The organism is Chitinophaga sp., from assembly GCF_035538455.1.
In the GTDB taxonomy this organism is placed as follows: Bacteria; Bacteroidota; Bacteroidia; order Chitinophagales; family Chitinophagaceae; genus Chitinophaga.
Genome location: NZ_DATLKJ010000191.1, coordinates 1 through 25,561, shown reverse-complemented (window position 1 = coordinate 25,561; position 25,561 = coordinate 1). Strand labels below are relative to the sequence as shown.

25 protein-coding genes are annotated in these 25,561 nt (G+C 49.0%); 12 read left to right on the top strand and 13 right to left on the bottom strand.

Translation table 11 applies throughout. From position 1 onward, the window contains the following. Positions 1-73 precede the first annotated feature (73 nt). On the top strand, positions 74-778 hold the full coding sequence (locus VM802_RS22940; protein WP_325534992.1) for an MgtC/SapB family protein: 705 nt from the start codon (positions 74-76) through the stop codon (positions 776-778). A gap of 5 nt (positions 779-783) precedes the next feature. Continuing rightward, a complete protein-coding gene (gene mgtA, locus VM802_RS22935; RefSeq protein WP_325534990.1) occupies positions 784-3,492 on the top strand; it encodes a magnesium-translocating P-type ATPase in 2,709 nt (902 codons plus the stop codon). A gap of 81 nt (positions 3,493-3,573) precedes the next feature. Here the strand turns inward: mgtA and VM802_RS22930 are convergent, their stop codons facing one another. Further along, positions 3,574-4,152, bottom strand: a complete 579-nt coding sequence (locus VM802_RS22930; protein WP_325534988.1) for an NAD(P)H-dependent oxidoreductase — start codon at positions 4,150-4,152, stop codon at positions 3,574-3,576. A gap of 53 nt (positions 4,153-4,205) precedes the next feature. Next, positions 4,206-4,766 (bottom strand): Crp/Fnr family transcriptional regulator, encoded by a 561-nt coding sequence (locus tag VM802_RS22925; protein ID WP_325534986.1) that lies wholly within the window; start codon positions 4,764-4,766, stop codon positions 4,206-4,208. Positions 4,767-5,087: 321 nt separating this feature from the next. Between VM802_RS22925 and VM802_RS22920 the strand changes: the two genes are divergently transcribed. Together VM802_RS22920 and VM802_RS22915 are read left to right on the top strand one after the other, a co-directional pair. Further along, complete coding sequence (locus tag VM802_RS22920; RefSeq protein WP_325534984.1) at positions 5,088-5,420, top strand: hypothetical protein; 333 nt, start codon at positions 5,088-5,090, stop codon at positions 5,418-5,420. Between the two features lie 43 nt (positions 5,421-5,463). Beyond that, positions 5,464-5,796, top strand: a complete 333-nt coding sequence (locus VM802_RS22915; protein ID WP_325534982.1) for a hypothetical protein — start codon at positions 5,464-5,466, stop codon at positions 5,794-5,796. A gap of 42 nt (positions 5,797-5,838) precedes the next feature. Here the strand turns inward: VM802_RS22915 and VM802_RS22910 are convergent, their stop codons facing one another. The 5 genes from VM802_RS22910 to VM802_RS22890 all read right to left on the bottom strand — a co-directional run bounded on the left by VM802_RS22910 (position 5,839) and on the right by VM802_RS22890 (position 11,298). Then, complete coding sequence (locus tag VM802_RS22910) at positions 5,839-6,381, bottom strand: DinB family protein (protein ID WP_325534980.1); 543 nt, start codon at positions 6,379-6,381, stop codon at positions 5,839-5,841. A gap of 112 nt (positions 6,382-6,493) precedes the next feature. After that, positions 6,494-8,437, bottom strand: coding sequence for a heavy metal translocating P-type ATPase (locus VM802_RS22905; protein WP_325534978.1), 1,944 nt, complete (start codon positions 8,435-8,437; stop codon positions 6,494-6,496). Between the two features lie 240 nt (positions 8,438-8,677). After that, entirely contained in the window at positions 8,678-8,998 is a 321-nt protein-coding gene (locus VM802_RS22900) for a DUF6660 family protein (protein WP_325534976.1), read from the bottom strand. 93 nt (positions 8,999-9,091) lie between these two features. Continuing rightward, on the bottom strand, positions 9,092-9,904 hold the full coding sequence (locus VM802_RS22895) for an aminotransferase class IV (protein ID WP_325534974.1): 813 nt from the start codon (positions 9,902-9,904) through the stop codon (positions 9,092-9,094). A 59-nt stretch (positions 9,905-9,963) separates the two neighbouring features. Next, positions 9,964-11,298 carry a GntP family permease gene (locus VM802_RS22890; RefSeq protein WP_325534972.1) on the bottom strand — a complete coding sequence of 445 codons (1,335 nt, stop codon included), beginning with the start codon at positions 11,296-11,298 and terminating at the stop codon, positions 9,964-9,966. Positions 11,299-11,380: 82 nt separating this feature from the next. Between VM802_RS22890 and VM802_RS22885 the strand changes: the two genes are divergently transcribed. Both VM802_RS22885 and VM802_RS22880 read left to right on the top strand, forming a co-directional pair. After that, positions 11,381-12,187, top strand: a complete 807-nt coding sequence (locus tag VM802_RS22885; protein ID WP_325534970.1) for an AraC family transcriptional regulator — start codon at positions 11,381-11,383, stop codon at positions 12,185-12,187. A gap of 69 nt (positions 12,188-12,256) precedes the next feature. Then, on the top strand, positions 12,257-12,634 hold the full coding sequence (locus VM802_RS22880) for a VOC family protein (RefSeq protein ID WP_325534968.1): 378 nt from the start codon (positions 12,257-12,259) through the stop codon (positions 12,632-12,634). On the opposite strand, the gene VM802_RS22875 is transcribed toward VM802_RS22880, so the two are convergent. Beyond that, positions 12,629-13,258: a pyridoxamine 5'-phosphate oxidase family protein gene (locus VM802_RS22875; protein ID WP_325534966.1), complete on the bottom strand. Its 630-nt coding sequence runs from the start codon at positions 13,256-13,258 to the stop codon at positions 12,629-12,631. The two genes, VM802_RS22880 and VM802_RS22875, sit on opposite strands and share 6 nt — an antisense overlap. A gap of 83 nt (positions 13,259-13,341) precedes the next feature. Here VM802_RS22875 and VM802_RS22870 point away from each other — a divergent pair, with 83 nt between their 5' ends. Beyond that, positions 13,342-14,793, top strand: a complete 1,452-nt coding sequence (locus VM802_RS22870; RefSeq protein ID WP_325534964.1) for an aminotransferase-like domain-containing protein — start codon at positions 13,342-13,344, stop codon at positions 14,791-14,793. Positions 14,794-14,902: 109 nt separating this feature from the next. Further along, positions 14,903-16,354 carry an alpha-L-fucosidase gene (locus VM802_RS22865; RefSeq protein ID WP_325534962.1) on the top strand — a complete coding sequence of 484 codons (1,452 nt, stop codon included), beginning with the start codon at positions 14,903-14,905 and terminating at the stop codon, positions 16,352-16,354. Positions 16,355-16,426: 72 nt separating this feature from the next. On the opposite strand, the gene VM802_RS22860 is transcribed toward VM802_RS22865, so the two are convergent. Beyond that, complete coding sequence (locus VM802_RS22860) at positions 16,427-17,518, bottom strand: serine hydrolase domain-containing protein (RefSeq protein WP_325534960.1); 1,092 nt, start codon at positions 17,516-17,518, stop codon at positions 16,427-16,429. Between the two features lie 180 nt (positions 17,519-17,698). Between VM802_RS22860 and VM802_RS22855 the strand changes: the two genes are divergently transcribed. After that, entirely contained in the window at positions 17,699-18,646 is a 948-nt protein-coding gene (locus tag VM802_RS22855) for a bifunctional helix-turn-helix transcriptional regulator/GNAT family N-acetyltransferase (RefSeq protein WP_325534958.1), read from the top strand. Here the strand turns inward: VM802_RS22855 and VM802_RS22850 are convergent. After that, positions 18,632-19,153 carry a DinB family protein gene (locus tag VM802_RS22850; RefSeq protein WP_325534956.1) on the bottom strand — a complete coding sequence of 174 codons (522 nt, stop codon included), beginning with the start codon at positions 19,151-19,153 and terminating at the stop codon, positions 18,632-18,634. The two genes, VM802_RS22855 and VM802_RS22850, sit on opposite strands and share 15 nt — an antisense overlap. A gap of 133 nt (positions 19,154-19,286) precedes the next feature. Here VM802_RS22850 and VM802_RS22845 point away from each other — a divergent pair, with 133 nt between their 5' ends. Further along, positions 19,287-19,862 carry a Crp/Fnr family transcriptional regulator gene (locus VM802_RS22845; RefSeq protein ID WP_325534954.1) on the top strand — a complete coding sequence of 192 codons (576 nt, stop codon included), beginning with the start codon at positions 19,287-19,289 and terminating at the stop codon, positions 19,860-19,862. A gap of 82 nt (positions 19,863-19,944) precedes the next feature. After that, the gene (locus VM802_RS22840) at positions 19,945-20,277 is read left to right on the top strand and encodes a hypothetical protein (RefSeq protein ID WP_325534952.1); all 333 of its coding nucleotides are present in this window, start codon (positions 19,945-19,947) and stop codon (positions 20,275-20,277) included. Here the strand turns inward: VM802_RS22840 and VM802_RS22835 are convergent, their stop codons facing one another. The 3 genes from VM802_RS22835 to VM802_RS22825 all read right to left on the bottom strand — a co-directional run bounded on the left by VM802_RS22835 (position 20,278) and on the right by VM802_RS22825 (position 23,659). Further along, positions 20,278-21,798 (bottom strand): MFS transporter, encoded by a 1,521-nt coding sequence (locus tag VM802_RS22835; RefSeq protein ID WP_325534950.1) that lies wholly within the window; start codon positions 21,796-21,798, stop codon positions 20,278-20,280. A gap of 304 nt (positions 21,799-22,102) precedes the next feature. Then, complete coding sequence (locus tag VM802_RS22830) at positions 22,103-22,645, bottom strand: SRPBCC family protein (RefSeq protein WP_325534948.1); 543 nt, start codon at positions 22,643-22,645, stop codon at positions 22,103-22,105. 30 nt (positions 22,646-22,675) lie between these two features. Beyond that, positions 22,676-23,659, bottom strand: a complete 984-nt coding sequence (locus VM802_RS22825; protein WP_325534946.1) for a helix-turn-helix transcriptional regulator — start codon at positions 23,657-23,659, stop codon at positions 22,676-22,678. A 107-nt stretch (positions 23,660-23,766) separates the two neighbouring features. On the opposite strand from VM802_RS22825, the gene VM802_RS22820 reads away from it, so the two are divergent. After that, entirely contained in the window at positions 23,767-25,467 is a 1,701-nt protein-coding gene (locus VM802_RS22820) for an FAD-dependent monooxygenase (protein WP_325534944.1), read from the top strand. Positions 25,468-25,561: the final 94 nt, after the last annotated feature.

Genomic DNA, 25,561 nt, shown 5'->3' with positions numbered 1-25,561 from the left:
AATCCTTCCTGAGCCGCTGTTCTTTTAAACAGGTGGCGCTGGAAGCCATTTTTCACGGTTTAAAAGAACGGCGATGACTTTAATGAATTTTACCATCCGGCTTGGCCTTGCTTTCCTGCTGGGCGCACTGATCGGCATTGAGCGGCAGTGGAGGCAGAAGAGCGCGGGCCTTCGTACCAACACGCTTGTATGCACAGGTGTGGCGGCATTTCTTTGTCTTTCAGTGAACATCGGCGGCGATGCGGTAGGGCGTGTTGCCTCCTATATTATCAGTGGTATAGGCTTTCTCGGTGCGGGCGCTATTATGAAAGACGGGCTTAATGTTCAGGGGCTGAACACTGCGGCTACCATCTGGTGCTCTGCGGCAGTAGGATCTCTCGCAGGCTTTGGCCTCTTCGGTGAGGCAGCGGTGACCACTGTTGTTATTATCCTTACACATATCGTGATGCGGCCATTGAGCATATTACTGATGCAGCAGCCAAAGGTACGCACGCTTGATACACAGACAGATTATCTCTTCACAATTAAATGCAGGGAGACAGTGGAGAATCATATCCGTGTGTTGCTAATGCAGCACCTGGGCAATGATGATAAACTGATGCTGCGATCACTCACCAGCAGCGATAACGGGGATCCGAAGAATGCTATCATCACCGCTGAAATATCTGCCGCTTCCCCGCAGGATGCGCTCATGGAGAAAGTAGCGGGGAGATTAACGATAGAGCGGGAAGTGATAAAAGTAAAATGGGAAGTAACAGGACAACAATCAGACATTTAGCAGCCATGACAACAAAGACCAGGACCATCAGACGCCGCATGCCTTTTTCCATCCAGACCAGCAGCGATGGTTTTAACGCGGCGGCAGCCACCAAGCTAAAAAATGTGGCCAGAAGTGATAAAGCGGATTATCTCGCTATGCTCGACAGCAAAGAGAATGGGTTGTCGGAGGCCATGGTGCTGGCGAAACGGAAGATCTTCGGGCTGAATGAATTGACGCATACGAAAGCTCCTGCATGGTACAAGCAGCTTATGCAGGCATTCATCAATCCGTTTATTGGTGTGCTGATAGCGATTGCGCTTATTTCACTGGTAATGGATGTGATCATGGCTGCGCCGGGAGAGGAAGATTTTAAGACCGTCACCGTTGTGGGTGTAATGGTCGTCCTTAGCTCTGTATTGCGTTTCTGGCAGGAGTTCCGGAGTAACAAGGCGGCTGAGCAGCTGCAGAGTATGGTGAAGACCACTGCGCTGGTGTTACGGGCAGCCAGCGGTAGCCGCGAAACTGACATTAAAGAAATAGTGCCGGGAGATATTTTTTCGCTTTCCGCCGGTGATATGATTCCTGCGGATTGCAGGATCATCCAGTCGAAAGATTTGTTTGTAAGCCAGGCTATACTTACCGGCGAAGCGCTGCCTGTGGAGAAGCAGGGGTTCAGTATTGCAGATGCAGACAGCCGTATGCCGCTGGAACTTGACAACATTTGTTTCATGGGCACCAACGTAGTGAGTGGCGCGGCTACGGCAGTAGCTGTGAATATTGGTAACCAGACTTATTTTGGTTCTATCAGTGCATCTCTCACGGGCAAGCGCGCGGAAACCAGCTTCGACAAAGGCGTGAACAGTGTAAGCTGGCTGCTGATCCGCTTTATGCTGATCATGGCGCCGCTGATATTTGTAATCAACGGGCTGGTGAAGCACGACTGGATAGAGGCATTACTTTTTGCCATTGCAGTAGCGGTAGGGCTTACGCCAGAGATGCTGCCGATGATCGTTACCGCTAACCTGGCCAGGGGCGCGATGAATATGAGCAAGCGCAAGGTGATTGTAAAGCGGCTTAATGCCATCCAAAACATCGGCGCCATGGATATTCTGTGTACTGATAAAACCGGTACACTCACGATGGATAAGATTGTACTGGAACGGCACCTGAATATGCTGGGCGAAGACGATGAAGAAGTGCTCAAATGGGCCTATCTCAACAGTTATCACCAGACGGGCCTGCGGAACCTATTGGATCAGGCGGTGCTGGAGCACGTGGAAGTACATGAACATCTGAAAGCTGCGGAATACTTCACCAAAGTAGATGAGATACCTTTCGATTTTCAGCGGCGCCGTATGTCTGTGATACTGCGGCAGCACAACGGGCGCCACCTGCTCATCTGCAAAGGTGCGGTGGAAGAGATGCTGGCACTGTGCTCCCATGCTTTTGAACCGGGAGAAGACAAAGACCTGCACGCGGAGAAGGATAAGGTAATTCCGATGGACGATGCCATGCGCCGGAATATCCTCGGCATATCCCGGCGGCTCAATGAAGAGGGGCTGCGTGTGTTGCTGGTGGCTATCAAGGAATCGGACAGCCGTGCGCTCACTTATGGCGTAGCTGACGAAAGCGGGATGGTGCTCACTGGTTTTATTGGCTTCCTCGATCCCGCGAAACCTTCTGTCAGGCCGTCGATTGAGGCATTGCACCAACTGGGTGTGGATCTGAAAGTACTTACCGGCGATAATGAGATCGTTACCAAAAAGATTTGCCGTGATGTGGGTATTCCGATAAACAATATTGTACTGGGTAGTGAGCTGGACAGGATGAGTAATGCCATGCTCATGGAAGAGATAGACAATATCAGCATATTCGCCAAGCTGAGTCCTGCGCAGAAGTCGAGAGTAGTGGGTGTTTTGCAGGCGAAGGGGCATACGGTGGGTTTCATGGGCGACGGCATTAATGATGCCGGGGCATTGCGCAGCGCGGATGTGGGCATCTCTGTAGATACGGCGACAGACATTGCGAAAGAGAGCGCCGATATTATCCTGCTGGAAAAAGACCTGATGGTACTGCGTAAGGGTGTTATATACGGGCGCCGGACATTCGGTAATATCATCAAGTATATCAAGATGACGGCCAGCAGCAACTTTGGTAATATGTTCAGTATGCTGGGGGCCAGTGCGTTCCTGCCTTTTCTGCCGATGCTGCCGGTGCAGCTGCTGGTGCAGAACCTGTTGTATGATGTATCACAGATCTCTATTCCCTGGGACCGGATGGATGCTGATTACCTGGAAAGGCCCAGGAAATGGGATGCTTCGGGGATTGCACGCTTCATGTTCTTTGTGGGGCCAGTGAGCTCCATATTTGATTATATCACGTTTGCGTTGATGTTCTTTTTCTTCAAAGCCAATGCACCGGAACACCAGGCGCTGTTTCAGAGTGGCTGGTTTGTAGAGGGGCTGCTGTCGCAAACGCTGATTGTGCACATGATCCGCACGCGTAGGATTCCTTTCATTCAGAGCTGGGCTACGGCGCCGGTGGTAGCGCTTACTTCGCTGATCATGGTTGTTGGTATGTGCATTCCTTTTTCGCCGCTGGCCGGCGCTCTGAAGATGGAACCATTACCACTCATTTATTTCCCGTTTCTGCTGGTAATTCTGACCGGGTACTGCATTTGTACGCAACTGGTGAAAGGGTGGTTTATCCGCAGGTTTGGAAAGTGGTTATAGTTTTCATGTTGATTGTTATAGTGTTTGAACGCCGGGAACCGTAAGATTTCCGGCGTTTATTTTTATGTTGACGCAGGATGATTATTTCAGCTTTCTGCCCAGTGCTTTTATTTTTTCCAGATGCTTATTGCGTTGTTGTTCCTTCAGCTGATTGAGGGGTGCAATATAAGTGGTTGTGGTGGTTTTGATGCCACAGTAGCTGAGTATCTGGGTGCGGAAGGTACGTATACCGGTTTCGCGGAACCCCAGTTTGTAGTACCATACCGGCGAATCCATGGTGCAGATGATATGTGCGGTGCGGCCCCGTAATAGTTTTTCCGTATAGATGCCGTCTGCTTTGTAACGGAAGGCGAGGCCCGGCAGGAAAAGCCTGTCGATAAAGCCTTTCAGTACAGCGGGAGTAAATCCCCACCATAATGGAAACACCCATACGATATGTTGTGCCGCCTGAATTTTCTCCCAGGCTTGCAGCAGGTCCGGTTCCAGCTCCATACGTTTGCGGTAGCCGTAGCGTAGATTCGGATCAAATTGTAAATCGCTCAGCATTACTTTATCTATAATAGCGCCGGTTTCGAGTGCACCGTCTTTGTATGCTTCCTGTAATGCGTTGTTATATCTGTCCCGGTCGGGATGTCCGTTGATGATCAGTATCTTTTTCATGGCTGCAAAGCTAGTCGCAGCCTGTTTCCTGGCGCTGAACAAATGTTAAGAAATCAGCGCGTGGATTTGCGTAAGCGGCTGAGATGCTGGGGAGTGATGCCGAGGTAGGAGGCGAGGTATTGCAGCGGCACTTCCTGTATCATGCGAGGATGGAGTTGTATGAGTTGTGCATATCGTTCTGCGGAAGAATGCTGCTGAAAGGAGCGGATACGTTCTTCCATCAGCACAAATTCCCTTTCGCCCAGTATCCTGCCGGTATTGGCCCAGCGGATGTTGCTGCTATAGAGCTGTTGAAGATCTGCTCTGTCCAGCGATAGTAATTCACAGTCGGTGATGGCCTGTATATGTTCATAGGCGGGCGTGCCGGTGATCAGACTGGAATAGGCGGTTACAAACTGTCTGGCGAACATGATACAATCGGTCATCTCTTCTCCGTTGTCTTTCACATAGTATGACCGTAATATCCCTGACTGTATAAAGGCAAGTTGGCGGCATACCTGACCTTCTTTAATGAAATAGTCCTGTTTGCTGAGATGTACCGGTCGGAGCAATTGGTGCAGCTGTTCATAATCTTCTTCCTGTAGTGTTCCGTAAGTATCAAGCAAAGTTCTCATTGCGCGAAGATACAATTGGATGGATTGTTTTTTTGATAGTTAACGTTTTTTACTTAATTTCAGCAGGTGAACATGAGTGGAAGTTAAACTGTAATGCATGACAGTACTATAGTGCGCGTTATTGAAAATCCTTTTTAATACTCAAAATAACATTTATCTAACAACTAAATCCTTTTCACTATACAGTCAAAAAAAAGATGTTGCATGAATTCATACATGTAGCATGTTAAGCCCTATTGTTCCCCTATCTATATCAGCTCTTTTCCTGCCCGAAACAGGAAGATTCTTCTATTTATTTTCATCACCCTAAAAATTAAAATTATGGGCATTATCGTATTCTATGAAGGCAATAACGGTACACAGAACATTGTACAAACTGTAGAAGACACCCCGGGACAAAATTTTAAGCCTGTTAAAAATGATGAGATCCGTTCTATGAAAATCTATGGTGTACGTGCGGGATGTGAGATCATGGTATTTGACTCTCCTGAAGGCTCCACGAATGACGATTTCTGTATTGTGAATGTGAAGAGGATATCCCCGGAGTATACGGTTGCTACTTTTGAACGTAGTTATGAAGATGAGTATGTAGTTGTGTCTTTTATCAGGAATAATGGCCTGGATGGCAAGATTTCCCGTATAAAAATCAACTAATACTGTTCAATCATTTATCCAATCACTTCTAAAATCAAATCTTATGGGCATTATCGTATTCTATGAAGGCAACAACGGTACACAAAATATTGTACAAACTGTAGAAGACACTCCGGGACAAAATTTTCGTCCTGTTAAAAATGATGAAATCCGTTCCATGAAACTATACGGAGTAAGACCGGGATGCGTCATTACCACTTATGACTCCCCTGATGGGTCTACGGGCGATGATTTCTGTATTGTGAATGTAAAAAGGATTGCTCCTGAGTATACTGTTGATACTTTTGAGCGTAGTTATGAAGATGAGTACGTAGTTGTGTCTTTTATCAGGAATAACGGGCTGGATGGCAAGATTTCCCGTATAAAGATCAACTAAAGACAAACGCGCCATCCATACTAAACGAGTGGCGCGTTTTTTTTATTTAACTCCTTTTTCGGGATTCCATGATCCCTGTTGTTTGCGTATGTAGAGTATCTGGCCTGTGTGATAGGCATTATGTGTAGAGATGTTGGCGATAATCCCGTACCATTTGGTGAGCTTTGCATCATCTGCTTTCTCTATCTCATTTTCCCATTCCGTTAGCACTGCATCGACCTTTTTTACGGCGTTGGCCCATCCTGCTTCATCGAATGTAAAGGTGCTGTCGTTGTTTACGTCGTCTCTGGTTTTTTTACCGCGGAATCTTTCCAGCTGATCATAGTCCCAGTAGATAAGGTGTTGCACCAGCTGGCCGATGGAGTGATTGCCGCTGCCGTCTTTCCAGTTAGCCTGGTCGGGAGTAAGTCCTTCCAGCGCTACATTTACAGGCACAAACCACTCTTTGACATTGTGTGTGGTTTTCAGTTGTTTTAGTAGAACAGATTTCAACGTGGGAGCGCTCTGGCTGTAAGTGTGCAGCGAGGCTAGTGCGGTGATCAGCGTGAAAGCGTTGACTTTCCAGATGAGCGAAGATTTCATCATAATGCAGTTTTAGGTTGATGACAGGTGTTTGGGGAAATGATAAATTACTTTGCCCCTAAAATTACATCAATCTTGTCCACAACATTCTCCGCTCATCATGAAAATCGAAATATCACGCAGATCGTTGTTTGTATGCCAGCAGGCGCAATCCATTGAACACGACTACCAACGTTGAGCCTTCGTGGGCCATTACAGCGGGGCCTATGGAGGCCAGGCCGGTAATGGTGAGGGGTATTAAGACGGCTACCATGCCGAGGCTGATCCAGAGGTTTTGTTTGATGATGCGGCTTGCTGTTCTGCTTAGTCCTATTGCGAATGGGAGCAGGCTTAGTTTATCACCCATCAGGGCTATGTCGGCGGTTTCGAGGGCTACGTCGGAGCCGGCGGCGCCCATGGCGATGCCTACAGTGCTGTTGGCCATTGCGGGGGCATCGTTGACGCCATCACCCACCATTGCTACTTTGTTTTCCTGCTGCGCCAATTTTTTGATGGCGGCAACTTTTTCTTCCGGCAGGAGTCCACCCCAGGCATCGGTGATGCCTATTTCTTTAGCTACTGCGTCAGCTACCTGTTGGTTGTCGCCGGTGAGCATGATCATGCGGCGTATCCCGATCTGTTTCAATGCGGCCAGCGAAGTAGTGGCTTCATCGCGGGGCGTATCCATTACGGCGATGATGCCGGCGTAGGTGTTGCCTTTTCGTATAACCATAGCCGTGTTACCGCCTGCTTCCAGCTCCTGTACTTTGCTTACCAGTTCTGCCGGTGGTGTTATATTGTCCAGAGAGTTGAACAGCGCCATATTGCCGGCATACACCGGCTCATTGTTCAGGGTGGCTTTGATACCTTTGCCCAGTACTGCTTCCAGGTTATCTGCCTGTGGGATGGGCGTGTTACCTAATTTTGTTTTACCATCACGTACGATGGCTTTTGCCAGCGGGTGATCGCTTAATGCTTCCACCGCAACGGCGGTAACGAGCAAATCATTCTCGCTGATGCCATTGAATGGTACTACCTGGGTGAGTTTGGGCTTTCCTTCCGTGAGCGTACCTGTTTTATCGAAGGCGACTGCGGTGAGGGTACCCAGGTCTTCCAGCGGGCGGCCGCCTTTGATCAGGACGCCCATTTTAGCGGCACGGGCCACGCCGCTCAATACTGCGCTGGGAGTGGAGATGGCCAGCGCACACGGACTTGCCGCTACCAGTACAGACATTGCCCTGTAGAAGCTGGCACTGAAAGGTTCATCAATCACCAGGAAGGCGAAGCAAAGCAGTAGCACGAGTATCAATACTGCCGGTACGAAATATCTTTGAAACTTATCTGTAAACTGCTGCGTGGGCGATTTCTGCGACTGTGCCTCGTTCACGAGTTTGATCAGCCGGGAGATAGTGGAATCACTTGCCGGCTGAGTCACTTTTACCTGTATAGAGCCGTTGCCATTGATGGAGCCGGAAAACACCTTGTATCTGGCATCCAGCTGACCGGCCTGTTTTACATCTATTGCGTCGTCGTCTACGGCAAACTTATCGACGGGGACGCTCTCGCCCGTAATAGGCGCCTGGTTCACGCTGCTGTTACCTTGTACCACAATACCATCCGCGGAGATCTTGGTATTGGGTTTCACGAGTATGATATCTCCTGCCTGCAGCTGTGAAGTAGGTACTTCGGTTGTTTGTCCGTTTTGCATGAGCAGGGCAGTTTTAGGCGCGAGGTCGGCCAATGCGGTAATGGATTTGCGGGCTTTCTCCATAGCATAATGTTCCAGGGCATGACCCAGGCTGAAGAGGAAGAGCAGTAGTCCGCCTTCCTGCCACTTTCCGAGTATAGCGGCGCCAACGGCTGCTACCAGCATGAGGAAGTCAATTTCGAATCCGCCGCGGGATACTGTTTCTACCGCTTCTTTGGCTGTGTAGAATCCGCCGAAGAAATAGGCGCCTATGCTGAGCGAGAGTGGCAGCCAGGCTGGTATTGCGCCGGAGAAGGAGAGCAGCCAGGAGATACCCAGCAGTGCGCCGCATATCAGGCTAAAATATAGTTCGGAGTTCTTACCCAGGAACATGAATTTCGTGTGGTCGTGACCGTGGTCATTTCCATCGTTGTGATCATGGCTATGCTCATGCTTTTCACCGGGTGCATGATTGTGTTTTTCATGCGGTGGGCATTTGTTTTTGTTACAGGTGCTGTAGCTGAATTATCTTTCATCGCATATTATTTATAAGCGGCTGCTGCTACATGTGTGTACAGGCAGGCGGCAGCAGGGTGCTGTATATGAAAAGTATTGTTTCCGTTGATGGGAGGGCTATGCCAGCCGGGGTGGCTGCCAGCAGGAGGGGGGGACCTCACTGGGGAGCAGACACAGATAAAAATGTTTATATTCTCGTAATGGATGCGCCTTGTAATCAGTTACAGTTACGTTTCCGGTAGTACCGGCCACACTACAGCAGGCGCATGCACAGAATGGGGAGCATTGGTCAGCGGTATGCTGGTGGCTCTCCGTAGCGGTGCGCAGGGCGGCTTGTTGCTGCCATTGCGTTGTTTTCATACGAGGGGCTGCATCTGCACAGGGAACGATGGCAGAGATGATCACCCAAATACTCAGTATGAAGCTCAATAACCGCATGTCACAAAATTACGATTCCTGCCGGGTCCGGCATGATCTATTTTTACACCGTGGTTGCAAATATATCGCTTCCGGATGCCCGCCGGGTGTGCTTTACAGTCTTTCCCAGTGCGTTTGCGCATATGCGTCGGAAAGTATTGCAGCAATGTTGCTATCTGAATGGAAGATAACCTCGTCAATACGGGATACGGGACGTGCTACATGGATGGAATTTATTATGAAAGCAGCCTGAAACAGATGTAGTTCTTGCTGGTTGATGGTAGTTACACGATAAGGAATGTTCAGCTGTTGCAGACCTTGTATAATCATTTGCTGCATGGTTCCGTTCAGCGCCTGTGCGGCGGAGAATACGAATTCCTGACCATTGTAAAAGACGATGTTCCAGATGGAGCCTTCCAATATATCGCCGGCAGCATTGGTGTACAGCACATCGTCAAATCCTTTCAATCTTGCTTGTCTTTTGTGATACAGGGCGGCGATGGAAATGCCCGCATGTTTTACTTCCGGCAAAAACCGCTCATAGGTGGCGGTGCTTATGCTGATCGCTTCCTGGTTTTCTGTATTAACAGGCGCGGCGTGGATAATCAGTACCTGCAGGTCGCGGGGAGTAACATGCAGCAGGTCTGCGGCGGTAGAGAAAATATGGATACGCAGCGAACAGGATAGCTGATCCCGGAGTATACTGCGCACCTGGCTGGTAATGGCCTCCTTATCTATGCCTATCCCGAAGAGTTGTTGTGATGCGTTTTCCAGCCGATTTAAGTGGATGTTCCATCCTTTTACGCGGCCGTCTCTTGATTGTAGTGCTGTGAAATGTCCTGTGTTCAGCATTGCCAATTGCTGGCGGTCTGCTTCTGTTACTACCTGTCCGTTGAGCCATTGTGTATAGCCGCTATAGTTTGCCATGCTGTCGTTTTTATCCTTGATGAAATTAAGACAAATTTGTCTGGATGTGGGTGAAAGAGTTACAGTATCAATAGCGATAGCCCATAAACGGAAGCAATCGCTACTATTCCCATGACAATAGTACCGGTACTATACACCCGCAGCATATCCCTGATCTCCAGGCCGGAGAACCTGGCGATCACCCAGAAATAGGCATCATTGGTGTGGGAGATCATCATAGAGCCTGCCCCCATTGCGAGTACGCTGATGATGCGTCCGTTTTCATGATCCAGTCCCAGGGTGGGTAATAGTGGTTGCACGATAGTAGCTGCGGTAATAACTGCTACGGTTGAAGAGCCTTGTGCTGTTTTTAAAATAGTAGTGATGAGAAAGGGGACGAAGAGCCCCAGTCCGGTGAGCGTGGCATTCTGTGCAAAGTGGCTGCCAATATCAGCTTTGGCGAGTATGGCTCCGAAGGCGCCTCCGCCTCCGATGATCACGAGTATGCCAGCAGCTTTGATGGCGCTTTCTTCCAACAGGCTGCCGATGCTGTGGCGTTCCCAGTTTTTCTTTGCTGCCAGGGCCAGCAGGATACCAACACTGAGTGCAACTTCCGGAATGCCCAGTGTGGAAATGATCCGTATAGCAGCTGAACTGGCTGTATTTTCGAGGGTGAGCATGGATCGTAAGGCAATGAGAAATATAGGCACAGCCACCGGTAATACAGACATCAGGGCGGAGGGTTGTTGTCCATTAGAGACATCGCTTTCTTCCGTTTCTATCTCCGGCGCCGGCAGCTTGCTGCCTGCATATACCGACCAGCAATAACCGCAGAAGGCAGCGGGAATGGCTATCAGCAGGCCATACAGCATTACGCGGCCAAGATCTGCATGGATGGCGCCGGTAGCAGCGGTAATACCGGGGTGGGGCGGCATCATACAATGTACTGCATACAATCCCGCTGCGAGGGAGGAGGCCATTACGAGCAGGGATATACGGGAGCGCCTTGCCAGCGCCTTGTTAAGACCGCTTAGTACGATAAAGCCGGAGTCGCAGAAGATAGGCATACCTACTATATACCCGATGATGTTCATCGCCAACGACGAACGCCCGGCACCGGTTTTTTTCAATACCAAAGCCGCCAGCACAGCCGTACTGCCGGTATGCTCCAGCACCAGCCCTAGTGTAGTGCCCAGGATGATCAATAACCCCAACGACCCTACGATATTTCCGAAACCCGTCTTCACTACGCTGATAATATCTGTAACGGGCAAACGAAGAATGGCGCTGGTGACCACGCAGGCCAGCAGCAATGCAAAAAATGCGTGTACCTTGAATCTGGCTGTCAGCACCACAATCACAATGATACCTGCCAGCAGCCCGGCAATGCTTTGAAGCAAGGAAATCTGGGTCATGAGAAATCTGGCTATGATTATCTACAAGATATTATATTTTTGGCTGCCTGCAGATAATCTGTGAAAAATGTAATTTAACGTCATGAACCATTCGCCCTGTAGCAAAATCTTCGCACCCGTTCAACCTGCGGCCTGTAATGCCGCGGATGTGCGCTACATGGAAGTACCGCCACATGCAGGTTTACAAGGATATATTTACTGTTACTGGCAGCTCAGTACTCCGGTGTCGCTGGTGGCGCCATTCAGTTATCACGTGGTGGCAGATGGCTGCATCGATATTTATTTTGAAACTGCTGACCCTGCAAACATATTCATCAAAGGGTTTTCTTCTGTCTATACAGCGTTCCCGCTGCCCGCAGCTTTCAACTATACTGGTATCCGTTTTCTGCCGGCCGCTTTCCCTTTGCTGTATAACATTAACGCAGCTACGCTTACCGGCCGTGACGAGAGGTTGAAAGATGTGTTGCCACGGCATGCCGCCGGCATTACAGACGTGGCGCAGCGGGAAACATCTCTTGCTGCAATAGCTTTCCGGTTGGATGAATATTTTCTAAAGCAGACGGGTAACAGCAAGGTGCATACAGACGGGAGAGTATGGGAGGCCATCGATAATATTTGCAGCAGTAAAGGGTTACAACCTCTGAAAGAGGCTACAGATACAGGTATCAGCCCACGCCAGCTGAGAAGGCTGTTTGAGTTCTATGTAGGAGATACGCCTAAAGTATTCAGTAAGGTGATCAGGTTCCAGCACTTCCTGCATGCCCGTCCTTCCGCGGCAAGTATCCGGCAGCATAAGTCCTTCTTTGATGCGGGGTATTCTGATCAGGCTCATTTTATCAAAGAGTTCAAGACTATGTATGGGCTAACGCCAACGGCTGCACCGAAATAATTATGTCCCTTTTTTACAATGATAGAAGCCGGCATGTGCCGAATTTTGTGGTAATAAAAATTCAACAGGATGAAATTAAATGCGGGTATTATTACCACGAGAATTCAGGAGAGTAAAGCATTTTACACCGAAGTGCTCAATTTCGGAGTGACTTTCGAAAATGATTTTTATCTGTTGCTGCATACGCCGCAGCAGGAGGTGGCCATCAGCTTTCTGCTGCCTGACCACCCTAGTCAGCAACCTCTTTTCCAGCCGGTATTTGGGGGCAAAGGTGTATATCTTACCATTGAAGTGGAAGATGTGGACAGCATGTATGCCGCTGTGATGGCGAAGGGAGTTCCTGTTAAGATAGCCTTACGGAAGGAGCCGTGGGGCGACAAGCACTTCGCTATTGAAGATCCCAATGGTGTTGGCATTGACATTGTAACCTATTGCCCTGAATCATAGCAGGTGCGGTGGCAGTGGTATGTTCAGGCTCAGATCGTCCGGCAGGGGCGCGAGCCGGCGTTTGGGCAGGGGAATGAGTCCTGACCATATCGGCAGCAGTTCATCTTCCTTATCGTCACTGGGCATACCGGTACGTATTTTCGCAGCGGCTTCTTCCAGGCTAAATGCCAGTACAGTGGTTTTGGCAACCTCATTATCCTTGATGGGCCGCAGGTAATCCCAGCTGTTGGGGACCATTTTTTCGGTGATCCATTTAAGCGCTTCTGTTTTGCCGGCATGACCGGTGATCTTTTCTGCAGTAGCGAAGATCACCACGGAGCGGTAGTTGACAGAATGATGAAAGGCTGATTTAGCTACTACCAGCGCGTCCATCAATGTTACGGAGATACATACCGGTATGCCCTTTTCGAGCTCGCGGATAAAGTGGCTGCCTACGGAGCCGTGGATATATATTTTATCGCCATAGCGCACGAATGCGGTAGGGATGGAGAAAGGCCGGTTGTCTGCCGCATAGCTGACGGTGCAGTATAAGGCTTCATCGAGAATAGGATCGATGGATTCCCTGTCGTAGTGTGCTCTTTTCGCCGAACGGCTGGGGACGAGATATGTTGGCAGTTTCGTCATAATTGATCTTTGTTTGTACAAAGTTGTACCTTTATTGGCTACTTGTTGTCGTCCAATTTTTACAAAGTAAGTAGTCCAATTATATGACGCCTTTTTATTCTTCCCTTCATATTGATAAAAGCAGTAAACAGCCGGTGTATCTACAACTGACTAATCAGCTCATGGGGCTTATCAGAACAGGCGTGATGCATGCCGGCCAGCGGCTGCCCAGCTCACGGCAGATGGCAGAATGGCTTGGGGTGCATCGCAAAACGGTGGTGAAATCATATGAGGAGCTATTGGTACAAGGGTGGCTGGAAAGCCACACGGGGAGCGGCACCTTCGTGGCGAGACATTTGCCCAAGCTGCAGCCGCAGGCATTACCTGCGACCCGCACCACCAAAACGGTGACAGCAACAGGTATCAAAGTACCACCGGCGCCGCATCTCAACAGGATGGTCATTAAAGCAGGTGTTGGTTTGCATCTTGACGACGGTTTCCCTGATCCCCGACTGGCTCCGCTTGAAGAACTGGCCCGCGCATACCGCAGCCAACTGCTGACTGGAAATTCGTATATACGTTTAGGTTATAGTGATACTATGGGTTCTCAATGGCTGCGGCAACAACTTTCGGAGTATCTTCAGGAAACGCGTGGCTTACATGCATCACCGGAAAATATCCTTATTGTCCGTGGTACCACGATGGCTATGCACCTGGCTGGGAATGCGCTGTTACAGCCTGGCGACAATGTTGCCATTTCAGAATTTACGTGGGGGAGCGCTATGGCTAATATCGTGGAGGCAGGAGCTAATCCGCTGAAAGTGCCGGTGGATGAACATGGTATTGATACGGTAGCATTGGAGAGATTATGCCGGAGGAAGCAACTGCGCATGCTGTATGTAACTCCGCACCATCACTATCCCACCACGGTGGTGTTGCGTGCCGACCGGCGCATGCATTTACTGCAATTGTCGGAGAAGTACGGTTTTTTTATTTTTGAAGATGATTACGACTACGACTTTCACTATCACAGCAAACCCTTGCTTCCCTTAGCCAGTGCAGACCGCAGCGGAATGGTACTGTACAGCGGTTCCTTCACCAAATCCATATCACCGGGTTTCCGGGTAGGATATATCACTGGCCCGGAGTACGTCATTACGCATCTTGCGAAGTTCCGGCGCATCATCGACAGGCAGGGGGATACTGTGCTGGAGAATGCGATCGCGGAGCTGTTGCAGGAGGGTGTGGTACAGCGCTGTTTGCGCAAGTCGCTGCGCCTGTATAAAGAGCGCCGGGATGTATTCTGTGCACTGATGCAAAAGAAGCTGAAAGACGCCGTTAGCTTTGAGGTACCGGTAGGGGGCCTGGCTGTATGGGCCACCTTTGCAGCGGGCATTGACCTCAAAGCTATAGCGCAACAGGCGTTCAACCGTGGGTTATACCTGCATGACGGCTCCCTGTATGCCCCACAGGAGAATACTACGAGGCTTGGGTTTGCGTCTTCTACACCTGAGGAGCTGAAGAAATGTGTGGATATACTGGCGAAGCTGGTATAGCCGTTGCTGTTATAACAGGAACATGATGGTATAAAAAAGGTTACCGAATATTTGGATTTAGCGCCTTTGCATTTTATTTTTAGAAGCGACTAATGCAAATTTTCCCGTTATGAAAAGAATATCCTGCACTGCGATCCTTTTGTTGTTTTCCTGTATGTGGCTGTCTGCACAGCGATATACGGCCAGTTGGCCATCCCTGAATAAGCGGGGAATACCTGTCTGGTTTAACCAGGCCAAGTTTGGTATTTTCATTCACTGGGGTGTGTATGCCGTGCCATCATATGCGGTGGTGGGCCCCGGGGGCTATTCAGAATGGTATTGGTATAACCTTGATGGAACAAAAGATAAGCCGCATGACCAGGTGCAGTCTTTTCATGATAAAAACTATGGCAAAGGTTTTACCTATCAACAGTTCGAGCCACAGTTTACCGCTTCGCTCTTCAATCCCGATCAGTGGGCAGAAGTATTCCGCCGCTCCGGCGCCCGTTATGTGGTGCTGACTTCCAAGCATCACGAAGGCTATTGCCTGTGGGACAACAAAGAGGCCAATACCTCCTGGGGCCGTTCCTGGAACGCAGTAACGGGAACGCCTAAACGGGACCTGCTGGGCGACCTGACCACAGCTGTCCGCAAAGCGGGTTTGCGCATGGGATACTATTACTCCCTGTATGAATGGTTCAATCCTTACTGGAAGGCTGATAAAAAGAAGTATGTCAATGAAGTGATGATTCCCCAGTTCAAAGACCTGGTGACGCGTTATAAACCTTCTGTGATCTTCTCTGACGGAGAATGGGAATTGCCCGACAGTGTGTGGCGCAGCCCTGAATTACTAGCCTGGCTGTTCAACGAATCACCCGTGAAAGATGAGGTGGTTGTGGATGACCGCTGGGGCAACAATACCCGCGGACACAATAATGGCGCCACGTACCTGACTTCTGAATATGGCAGCGGCATGCAGCCGGGCGCTGTATGGGAGGAAAGCCAGGGGATAGGGCAGTCTTACGGTTACAACCGTATGGAGAATGTGGATGACTACAAGCCCGGCAAAGACCTCATTTTGCTGCTTACTGATATTGTTTCCCGTGGAGGTAATCTCCTGCTGGACATCGGGCCTACTGCTGACGGACGTATACCGGTGATCATGCAGCAACGGCTTATTGATATAGGTAACTGGCTGAAAGTGAACGGAGAGGCGATTTATGATACAAAGCCCTGGAAGCTTACGCGGCAATGGAGCCCAGGCAAAAAACCTGAAGTGAAAGAGGCCAGCTATATGGCAAACTATGATGTGGCAAAAATGGTACGACCGGCTAACGGTAATGCCTATATTGAAATGTTCTTCACCCGGAAAGATAACACCTTGTATTGTATTGTACCTTACTACCGCCCGCAGCTGCGCATCCGTGATTTTAATGCCGGTAAAGGTGCAGTTGTAAGTATTCCTGGCTGTGACAAGCCTGTGAAGTGGCAGCAGGAGGGAAAGGATTGTGTTATTGATCTGTCTTCCCTGAAGCCGGGAGATATTCCCGCAGAAACGTTTGTGGTGAAGATTCGCCAGTAGTTTTTCCCGCAAGACGCAAAGGAGGCAAGGAGCGCAAAGTTCTTTGCTTCCTTTGTGTTTTTGTGAGAAATATTACTGTTGTGCGATAAGTTTGTCGATGATTTCTACGGCAAAGGCGTTGTTGAAGAATTTGCCGCTGCAGTTAGTCAGTACGATGATTGTGTAACCTGTGGAGGGATCCACGAAAATGAACGACTGGTATTTTAAGGAGATGCCGGCATGTCCGATGTATTGCTGGTCGCGCATTTCGCATTGCATTAATCCTCCGCCATAACGGGCGATCTGTACGTTACTGTAACTGATCCTGTATTTCTGCATGTCGTTCCAGGTGAGCATCTCGTCCAGGCTTTCCTGACTCAGCACACTTTTATCTGTAAACACTTTTTTGAGCAGCAGGGCCAGATCTGGTGCTTTGGCATATGCACCACCTTCATAGCTGTAGTTTTCGCTGTAGTTGGTGTTATTGGTGATGGCGCCCACCTGCTGTGCATAGAAGGTTTGTGTGCCTGTTGAAGGCTTGTCGAGGGTGATGCCCGGCAGGCCAAGATCTGCATAGAAATTTTTGAAATACGCTGGTCCCTTTTGGGAAGTGACAATCTCCACCACTCTTTCCAGGATTACATAGTCGCTGGCACTGTAGCAGTAGCGATCCAGTTTTTGTGTACTGTCTGGTGTTTCTATGAGTGCAATCTTTTCTGCGTATGTTCTGGGAGCGCGGTTTGCGAGGAGAAGCGTCATCCAGGAACGGTGGCGTGTAAAGTCGGGGATACCGCTGGTATGTGACAGCAGATGCCGGATCTTGATGGCACTCATCCAGGGTATTTTTTTGCTCAGGGATGTCTGGCGAAGGTATTTGACTACCGGGCTATCCAGATTTATTTTGTGATTTTCCACTAGCTTCAATAACGGCAGTGCCACCAGCATATTGGTCGCATTGGCAATCCCGTATGTTTCCACCGGAGCAATAGTTCGTTCATTGTCCATGTATCTAAACGCCATTTCGCCGTGCTGGTTCCTGATGAATACTGAAAGCGTAGGGATACGGTAGGTTTTTGCTACCGTCTCTATTTTGTTTTTCAGTATTTCATTTTGGTTCTCTCCAGGATTTTTACGGCATGCGATTGATAACAGAACGATGATAATGGCACACAAAAATCTGTTCATTTCAATCGTTGATATCAGGGGGTATGATTGGTCTGTACTGTCCGGATGGAAAAATATTCCTTTTTTCATTCAAAAAGTAATTATTCGCCATAAAATTTTTATCCAGTCACGCTGTTGATTTGATATTTTCCGGAATAGTATTTATATTTATGTAACTGGTTACGTAAATACCTTTATATTATGGAGTTTTATCAACAAGCTGGCGTAATGGCTATTGGCAGCCGGCTCCGCAGGTTAAATGAAAGAATGACGGATCAGGCGAAGCAGATCTGCAGTCTGTATCATACTGATTTTCATCCCAAATGGTTTCCGGTGTTTTATATGTTGGGACAGGAGGGCAATAAATGTGTGACGGATATTGCTAAGGAGATTGGGCACAGTCATGCATCGGTGAGTAAAACGTTGAAAGAGATGGAAAAGGCCGGTTATGTGACTGTGCAGCAGGAAGAGGGGGATGGCCGCAAAAGCCAGTTTGTATTGTCGGAGAAGGGGAAGGTTGCCAACCGTACGATGCAGGAGCAGTGCGAAGATGTGACGGCCATTATTAAGAACATGCTTGATGAGAGCAGTTACAATCTCTGGAAAGCGATAGAGGAGTGGGAATTTATGCTGGACCAGAAAGAGCTGGTGAGCAGGGTGGTGGAAGAAAAGAAAGCCCGCGAAGGCAGGCTTGTGGAGATTGTTGATTATCAGCCGAAGTACCATCACGATTTCAGGAACCTGAATGTAGAATGGATTACCCGATTGTTTACGATGGAGGCTTCTGATTACAAGGCGCTGGATCATCCCAAAGAGCACATTCTCAGTAAGGGGGGCTATATTCTTATGGCGCTTTACGATGGTGAGCCGGTAGGCACCTGCGCTTTGATTAAGATGGATGATCATTCATATGAGCTGGCTAAGATGGCCGTAACAGAGCGTGTCCGCGGTAAGGGTATCGGCTACCTGCTTGGCAAGGCTATTATTGATAAAGCGAAAGGCCTGGGTGCAAAGCGGTTATACCTCGGAAGTAACACGGTTCTGAAACCTGCCATCAGCCTGTATCATAAACTGGGCTTCAAGAAGATAAAAGGTGAGCCTTCCCCGTATGCGCGTGCCAACGTTCACATGGAATTATGGCTGAAGTGAGGGCGTTGCTTTCACTTTGCTGATGATATTCCTGAGCTGACGGATGTGCCGCTGTGTATGAATGGCGGCAAAGCCGATAAGCTCCATGCGTGTAAGCTGCCCGAATCCAGGGAGGTCAAAACCGGTGCAGGTGGCAGTGAGATCAAGTGTTTCTGCCGCCTGCTGCATTTCGTTCCAGCGGCTCTGCAATGTTTGTTCCACTTCATCTTTCTTATGGTAAGTGCTGGTAGGGCGAATAAAGTCAGGGGATTCAAACTTCACGTCAAAGTTCATAAACAAGTTACGGATAGGTTCCAGCTTTTCATCCGGCTGGCGGATGGTAGGTGTTGTGCTGGTATATAATAATCCTGCTGATGTGGCTTTGATCAGGTGTTCTGCCAGTTGCCCGGCTGTCCAGCTACCTTCGAAGGGTACTTTGTTCAATTGTTCTTCATCCAGTGATGAAAATAATTTCAGTAGTTCTGCCGAAGTATTTTCTACTTCTATCAATAATTCCTGCTTATCCATTTTGATAAATTTAGGTGGTAAAATGATGTTACAAACCTACTTGCTTATGGTAAAATAATTGCGGTGGAGTTGCGACAATAAAGAGGTGTTTTAAGCCATTTTAACACTACATTTTTTTGTTTAATATTGTGGCATGCACACCAATCTAATTTACGCCATAGAAAGCTTTATCCGCCTGGATGACCAGGAGAAAGAGTTTGTGAAGAATATTTTCCGGGAGAAGCATTATAACCGTGGAGATTATTTCCTGCAGGAAGGACAGATATGCAGAGAAGTAGGCTTTATCCTCAAAGGGGTGATCCGGTATTTTGAGGTCACAGATGGGGAAGATAAGGTCTATGAATTCGGGCAGGAGAATAATTTTGTGTGCAATTATGAAAGTTTCCTGGATCATTCTGCTTCGGCCAAGAACATACAATTTATTGAAGATGCTGTTTTGCTGACGATATCTTATGAGGACCTGCAGCTGTTGTATGAACGGGTGGCTGAAGGGCAGAAGTTTGGCCGGCTTGTGTGTGAACAGTTGTACGTTGACGCCATCAGGAAGATTACCTCCTTATATGCAGATTCCCCGGAGGAGCGCTATCTGCGTTTCATCAACAGCTATCCGGACCTTCAGCAACGTATCCCGCAATATTACATTTCTTCCTTCGTGGGGGTGAAGCCGCAATCGTTGAGCCGTATCCGTAAAAGAATGGCTTCGTCCTGATTTATTAACCCAGGTGCATCAAAAGCTTTTGCGTTGGTGTTAGTTTTGCGTCAGTTATTCACGTAAAAACAACAGCAACGATATGATCCTGTTCAACATCATCCTCCTTATTCATTTTGCGGCCTTCCTGGTATATGTATGCAAACTGGTGAACCTGCTCGCCAGGCCGGGAGCACCCAAAGACAAGCAGGGGCTTGTACTCGGCATCATCATACTGGTTACCGGCTTTATACTTGTGGGGATGAAATACCCGGCAATCAACTATTACAAGGTGGTTCCCAAGCTGGGGCTGTTCCTCGCTGTGACGGTTATTAATGTGATGAATGGCAACAAGCCTGAGAGCAGGAAGCAACTGTTCTGGTTACTGGGGCTTACGGTTGCTGCTGCGCTGATAGCAGTGGTGAAGGTGGCGTGATCAGTGTACGATAGAAAGCACCGAAGTTTTTTTCCGGTATACCACTGTTAACATAATAATTGCTGCCATCACCATCAATACTGCACTGATGGCCGCAACTACGGCATAGCCGTGAACAAATGCATGCCGCGAGGCGCTCATTACAGCGGCGGCGGCATCGGGCGGCAGTTGCTGTGCCAGCGTAATGGCATCGCTCATAGTGGAAGGGGTGGTTGATAATGCTTTGCCTGCAACATCCAGCCTGAAGATAGCTGTACCTACGCTGCCCAGCAATGCAATGCCCAGCGCGCCTCCAAACTCGGCGCTTGTGGAAGGCAATGCAGCTGCCGTTCCCACACGTTCGGGCGGGGCAGCGCTGACAATACCGTCAGAGCACAACGTGCCTACAGGACCAGCGCCTATGCAAATCAGTAACATGCCGGCAATGATCACCGGCAGTCCGCCCGGACTGGCAAAGGTGAGTACCGCAAATCCAAGTGCGCATATCATCAGGCATATAGCTATCACAACAGGCCGGGCCAGGTGGCGCACGTATACCGGAGAGAACATGGAGCTGATGATCACCATGATACCGCCGGGGAGTGTCCATAGTCCGGCGATGGCAGGACTCATCCCCAATGCCAGCTGGAAGTACTGTGCATTGAAGAACGAGACAGCAAACATAGAAAAGGCGTTCATTACCAGTATCAGCACGGTGGCGCTGAAAACCGGGCTGCGAAAGAGTTGCAGATCTATCAGCGGATGTTCCAGCCTGTGTTGCCGGCGCACAAAGAATATTCCCAGCAGGAGACCAAGCAGGAAGAAAATCAGCGACAGTTCATTCATGCCTTCCTGCGCTATGTGTTTACAGCTGTAGATCAGGGATAATACGGCGGACAAGGACAGCACTGCACTGAATACATCCAGTGAACCAGGGGCCGGGTTACGGTATTCAGGAAGCAGGCGTGGCGCGGCTATCAGCAATACCAGCATCACCGGTACGGGCACGAGAAAGATAGCATGCCATTGAAAATGTTCGAGCAGTAACCCTCCTACCAGCGGACCTAACATACCGCCGGCAGCGAAGCTGGTACCCCAGACTGCCACGGCGGTGGTGCGCTGGCGATCATCGTGAAACATATTGCGGATGAGTGATAACGTAGATGGCGCCAGGGTAGCGCCGGCGATGCCCAGTATGGCGCGTGCAGCTATCAGCATATTGGCGCTGGTGGCAAAGGCTGCCAGTATTGTAGCAATTGTGAAAGCGATTGCGCCTGCCATCAATAATTTTCTGCGGCCGATACGGTCACCGAGGCTGCCCATCGTGATCAGTGATCCGGCCAGAAAGAAGCCGTAGATGTCTACCATCCACAACAGTTGTACAGGAGAAGGTTTCAGGGCAGTTGCCAGTGTAGGTACTGCAAGGTGAAGAATGGTGAGGTCCATTGCCAGGACCATCAGTGGTAATACAATAGTGGCTAATCCTATCCATTCACGCCGCGTGGCAAGTGCATGATGTCCGTTTGTTGCAGGAGTGGTCATAAGTGGTATCGTTGTAGCGTATCAATAGAAAAATGAAAGAAGTTGTCTGCTATAGATAATACAAGAGTTGCAGCCCGTAACAATGTTCATGCATGACGATGCCTGCAGGTTATCACTACCCGTTTTTGTTTTGTAACCATCAGGCATGTATGAATGAGTGGAATTGTTTGCAACTCTTGTATTGCAAATCTAGTATGTCGTATTTGATTACATGGGTTGTAATTACGACAATAATGGGGGGTATTACGTCATTTTTGGCAAGGTTTAGCTGATAGCTCATGGCTATCAGCTAAACCTTGTTTCCTTATTGTTTTTCCAGCAATGTTTTCAGATTGTTGAGACCGACCTGCAGGTCGTCACCCACCATTTTATCCATGTTCATGCAGACCAGCATCAGGTTCATGGGATAAGTCATGTTGCCATTGAACCCCCACTTCACTTTAGTCTGGGTATCAGAGACGGCGGTGGTGGTCATGTAGGCAGTAGCATCTGCTTTGAATGGTTTAATGAAATGTATGGCAAAGTCCACTCTTTCTCCCTCCGTGAGCTTGACGATGTCCTGCGATCCTTTGCCTGCATTTTTATTATCGCTGTCCCATGCATAGGAGAAGCCCTCTGTACCGTCTGTTCCGGTGTAGCTCTTTTTCATATTGGGGTCCAGCTGATTCCATTTGCTGTAATTGTCCTGGTTTTTCAGGTATTTAATGTAATCATATACTGCCTGTTTCGGTTTATTGACGACAACTTCCCTTTCAACAGTATAGGATTTGGGAACGAATAACGCAGTTATCAGCAACAGGCCGATGAGGGCTGCGATAACGAGGAGAATGTAAAGCAGAACTTTCATAACAGTTATTAAGGTTTAAGAAAGAAATAATTATGCTCTTATATTGCCGGGCGTAATGCCGAACTGTTTTTTGAAAGCGCGGTTGAAGTGTTGCGGATGCGCATATCCTGTTTCGTAAGCGATATCCGTGATCGTTTTGTCGGTGTGCAGCAGCAGGTGCCGCGCCTGTTCCAGTCTGATCTTGTTGAAATATCCGAATACGGTATCATTGAACACTTCCTTGAATCCTTTCTTCAGTTTGAACTCGTTCATTCCGCATAACACTGCCAGTTGTGTCAGCGAGGGCGGCTGCTGTATATCTTTCAGCAATATTTCCCTGGCGAGATGGATACGCTCTTTGTCCTGCCTGTTTTTCAGTATGCTTTCCTTATTCTGTGGTTGTGTGAACAGCGACCATTGCAATAACATCAGTTCCATCATTTTTGTTTCCAGGAACAGCTTTCTGAGACTGCCTTTGAGAGGGCTGTCCCATATTGACTGAATGACGGACTGCATATAGGGAGTGTAGAGAGCCTGGGGTTGTTGTACCAGGAATGGTTTACCTGCTGCTACCTTTTCCACGATATGATCCATTTCTGTGGAATAAGCGGCGAAGAGTTGTATGAATCGTTCTGTATCGATATTGATGGTGAAAGTATTATGGGCGCCGCTGCCGATGAAGCGGTTGCTTTCCCATTCGCCGCGGTTGTACATGACATTGTGATAGCCTTTCGTCAGGACCAACGGCTCTTTGAGATAGCTAAGCTGCTGGTTAATGCGCCCTTCCATGACGAAGTTCATTTCCACGAGTGGGAGTTCATTGAAGTGTTTTAGTTTGCCATGTCCTGCTGCTTTATCCGATATTTTGAGATAGCCGTCACTAACAGCTATGCTACCCATTTTCATCATTCTCAGGTTGCCTGTTACTTCCGGGAAACTGACCTGGTATATAAGGGGCTCATCGCGGTCGGCAAATGTGCAGTATTCTTCGAATGTGGGAAAGTGGTTGGCGTCTTGTTGTTGCCCGTTGTCCATAGCCCGTTATTTAAAAGCTCCGTTTAAGGTACAAAATTATCCGTTTTATGCCAATACAAAGGCCATGTAATCTTCACTTTTACAACAGAATCAAAACAAAGAGGGTTATGAATACAACGGACAAAGCGGATATACAGGTCCCGGTTCTGATCGTAGGTGGCGGCGTGGCAGGATTGTCGGCATTGCTATGTCTGCAGCAGCAGGGCATTACACCATTGCTGGTGGAAAAGCATAAAGGTACTTCTATCCATCCCCGTGCGAGAGGGTTTGATGCGCGTACCATGGAGATTTTCCGGGAGCTGGGGATAAGCGGGCAGATATGTGAAGCAGGGAAAGCGCTGGCGCCGGCCTGGGGTATACTGCATGCTTCTTCTGTGGCTGCTGCCCTGGAGGGTAAAAAGCCTGGTAAGAAATCGGGTCCGGAAAAGCTGATGAAGCTGAAAGGACTGGCGGGGCTTAGTCCTGAGAAAGGCGCGCGTTGTACACAGGATCTGTCAGAGCCTGTATTAGTGGCCGCCGCGAAGCAGCGGGGAGCAGATGTACGTTTTAATACGGAGCTGGAGTCTTTCACGCAGCACGATGATTGTGTTATTGCGTATATCCGCGACCGTGATACCCGTGAAGCCTTGACGGTAAGGGCGGACTATATGATCGCTGCCGACGGCGCTAAAAGCGGTATCCGGGAAACATTGCGGGCGCCTGTCACCGGTACAGGCGTGCTGGGGAACCTACTGAATATTTATTTTGAAGCAGACCTGGAATTTTTTGTGAAAGGCCGTGAATTCAGTATCCTGCTGGTCAGGGAGCCGGATATGTATGGCATGCTCACAGCCATTAACAATAGTAACCGCTGGGTATTTCACCTGCATTATGATACGAGCGCCCAACCGGAAGATCTGTCGGAGGAAAGATTGCTTATTATCCTGCGACAGGTAACAGGGCTGCGTAATATTCCCATCCGTATCATCAGCGTATTGCCCTGGCAGCCTACTGTGAAGGTGGTTAATGACATGCAGCACGGGCGTATATTCCTGGCGGGCGATGCCGCGCATGTGATGCCGCCATACGGCGGAAAAGGCGCCAGCAGTGGCATCCAGGATGTGCACAACCTTGCCTGGAAAATAGCGGCTGTATTAAACAGGAGGGCTGGCCCTGCCCTACTGAAAACCTATAGTGCAGAGCGGCAGCCGGTAGGGTTGCACAATGCATTGCAGTCCGGCAGGTGGGCCGATGAACGCGGGTTGCTGGTGAAGAACCTGGCAGTAGTAACAGGGCTCGTCAGTACCGCGCTACGTGCGGGCATGGCAGAAATGCTGGGCCTGTATAAGATAAGCAGCCGCCTCTGTATGCGAAACATAGCCTATATAGCAGGACTCCCAGATTACCAATATACCTCCACCGCTATCGTTAACGGAAACACACCATCACAGGAATACCGCCGTGCCAGAGCGTTGGATGGCACGGCCGGTACGCGTATGCCACACCTACCGGTGAGACATCAGCAGCTGAATATTTCCACACTGGATTTGCTGGGAAAGCGCTTCGTATTGTTTACGGGAACAGATAATACTGACTGGAAGCAGCTGATTGCTATTCTTCGTTTGCCCGTTACCGTATTCAGTATCGGCGCTGAGGGAGATCTCATACCTGAAGAAAAGAGCATCACTGCGACCGCCGGAATAGGCAATGACGGCGCTTTGCTGGTAAGGCCTGACGGGTTTGTTGCCTGGAAGAGCAAACATTTTTCCACGGAGCTGGAAAGTGTGTGGAAGCAGGTAATGGGATGGAACTGTGATTTGTGTGATTGATTTGATTCTTCTGATGTACGAAGATAGTGGTATGTTATTTATAAAAACGAAGACCCCGTTAAGGTTATTCACTTAACGGGGTCTTCGTTTTTAT

What these genes read in the sequence shown, in the direction of transcription:
- VM802_RS22870 (WP_325534964.1), top strand. Translation starts at nt 13,342, where the DNA reads ATGACGCCTTTTTATTCTTCCCTTCATATTGATAAAAGCAGTAAACAG.
- VM802_RS22910 (WP_325534980.1), bottom strand. Translation starts at nt 6,381, where the DNA reads ATGATGAAATCTTCGCTCATCTGGAAAGTCAACGCTTTCACGCTGATC.
- VM802_RS22835 (WP_325534950.1), bottom strand. Translation starts at nt 21,798, where the DNA reads ATGACCACTCCTGCAACAAACGGACATCATGCACTTGCCACGCGGCGT.
- VM802_RS22905 (WP_325534978.1), bottom strand. Translation starts at nt 8,437, where the DNA reads ATGTTCCTGGGTAAGAACTCCGAACTATATTTTAGCCTGATATGCGGC.
- VM802_RS22840 (WP_325534952.1), top strand. Translation starts at nt 19,945, where the DNA reads ATGATCCTGTTCAACATCATCCTCCTTATTCATTTTGCGGCCTTCCTG.
- VM802_RS22895 (WP_325534974.1), bottom strand. Translation starts at nt 9,904, where the DNA reads ATGGCAAACTATAGCGGCTATACACAATGGCTCAACGGACAGGTAGTA.
- VM802_RS22885 (WP_325534970.1), top strand. Translation starts at nt 11,381, where the DNA reads ATGAACCATTCGCCCTGTAGCAAAATCTTCGCACCCGTTCAACCTGCG.
- VM802_RS22900 (WP_325534976.1), bottom strand. Translation starts at nt 8,998, where the DNA reads ATGCGGTTATTGAGCTTCATACTGAGTATTTGGGTGATCATCTCTGCC.
- VM802_RS22920 (WP_325534984.1), top strand. Translation starts at nt 5,088, where the DNA reads ATGGGCATTATCGTATTCTATGAAGGCAATAACGGTACACAGAACATT.
- VM802_RS22925 (WP_325534986.1), bottom strand. Translation starts at nt 4,766, where the DNA reads ATGAGAACTTTGCTTGATACTTACGGAACACTACAGGAAGAAGATTAT.
- VM802_RS22820 (WP_325534944.1), top strand. Translation starts at nt 23,767, where the DNA reads ATGAATACAACGGACAAAGCGGATATACAGGTCCCGGTTCTGATCGTA.
- VM802_RS22875 (WP_325534966.1), bottom strand. Translation starts at nt 13,258, where the DNA reads ATGACGAAACTGCCAACATATCTCGTCCCCAGCCGTTCGGCGAAAAGA.
- VM802_RS22845 (WP_325534954.1), top strand. Translation starts at nt 19,287, where the DNA reads ATGCACACCAATCTAATTTACGCCATAGAAAGCTTTATCCGCCTGGAT.
- VM802_RS22865 (WP_325534962.1), top strand. Translation starts at nt 14,903, where the DNA reads ATGAAAAGAATATCCTGCACTGCGATCCTTTTGTTGTTTTCCTGTATG.
- VM802_RS22940 (WP_325534992.1), top strand. Translation starts at nt 74, where the DNA reads ATGACTTTAATGAATTTTACCATCCGGCTTGGCCTTGCTTTCCTGCTG.
- mgtA (WP_325534990.1), top strand. Translation starts at nt 784, where the DNA reads ATGACAACAAAGACCAGGACCATCAGACGCCGCATGCCTTTTTCCATC.
- VM802_RS22825 (WP_325534946.1), bottom strand. Translation starts at nt 23,659, where the DNA reads ATGGACAACGGGCAACAACAAGACGCCAACCACTTTCCCACATTCGAA.
- VM802_RS22830 (WP_325534948.1), bottom strand. Translation starts at nt 22,645, where the DNA reads ATGAAAGTTCTGCTTTACATTCTCCTCGTTATCGCAGCCCTCATCGGC.
- VM802_RS22860 (WP_325534960.1), bottom strand. Translation starts at nt 17,518, where the DNA reads ATGAACAGATTTTTGTGTGCCATTATCATCGTTCTGTTATCAATCGCA.
- VM802_RS22850 (WP_325534956.1), bottom strand. Translation starts at nt 19,153, where the DNA reads ATGGATAAGCAGGAATTATTGATAGAAGTAGAAAATACTTCGGCAGAA.
- VM802_RS22890 (WP_325534972.1), bottom strand. Translation starts at nt 11,298, where the DNA reads ATGACCCAGATTTCCTTGCTTCAAAGCATTGCCGGGCTGCTGGCAGGT.
- VM802_RS22880 (WP_325534968.1), top strand. Translation starts at nt 12,257, where the DNA reads ATGAAATTAAATGCGGGTATTATTACCACGAGAATTCAGGAGAGTAAA.
- VM802_RS22930 (WP_325534988.1), bottom strand. Translation starts at nt 4,152, where the DNA reads ATGAAAAAGATACTGATCATCAACGGACATCCCGACCGGGACAGATAT.
- VM802_RS22855 (WP_325534958.1), top strand. Translation starts at nt 17,699, where the DNA reads ATGGAGTTTTATCAACAAGCTGGCGTAATGGCTATTGGCAGCCGGCTC.
- VM802_RS22915 (WP_325534982.1), top strand. Translation starts at nt 5,464, where the DNA reads ATGGGCATTATCGTATTCTATGAAGGCAACAACGGTACACAAAATATT.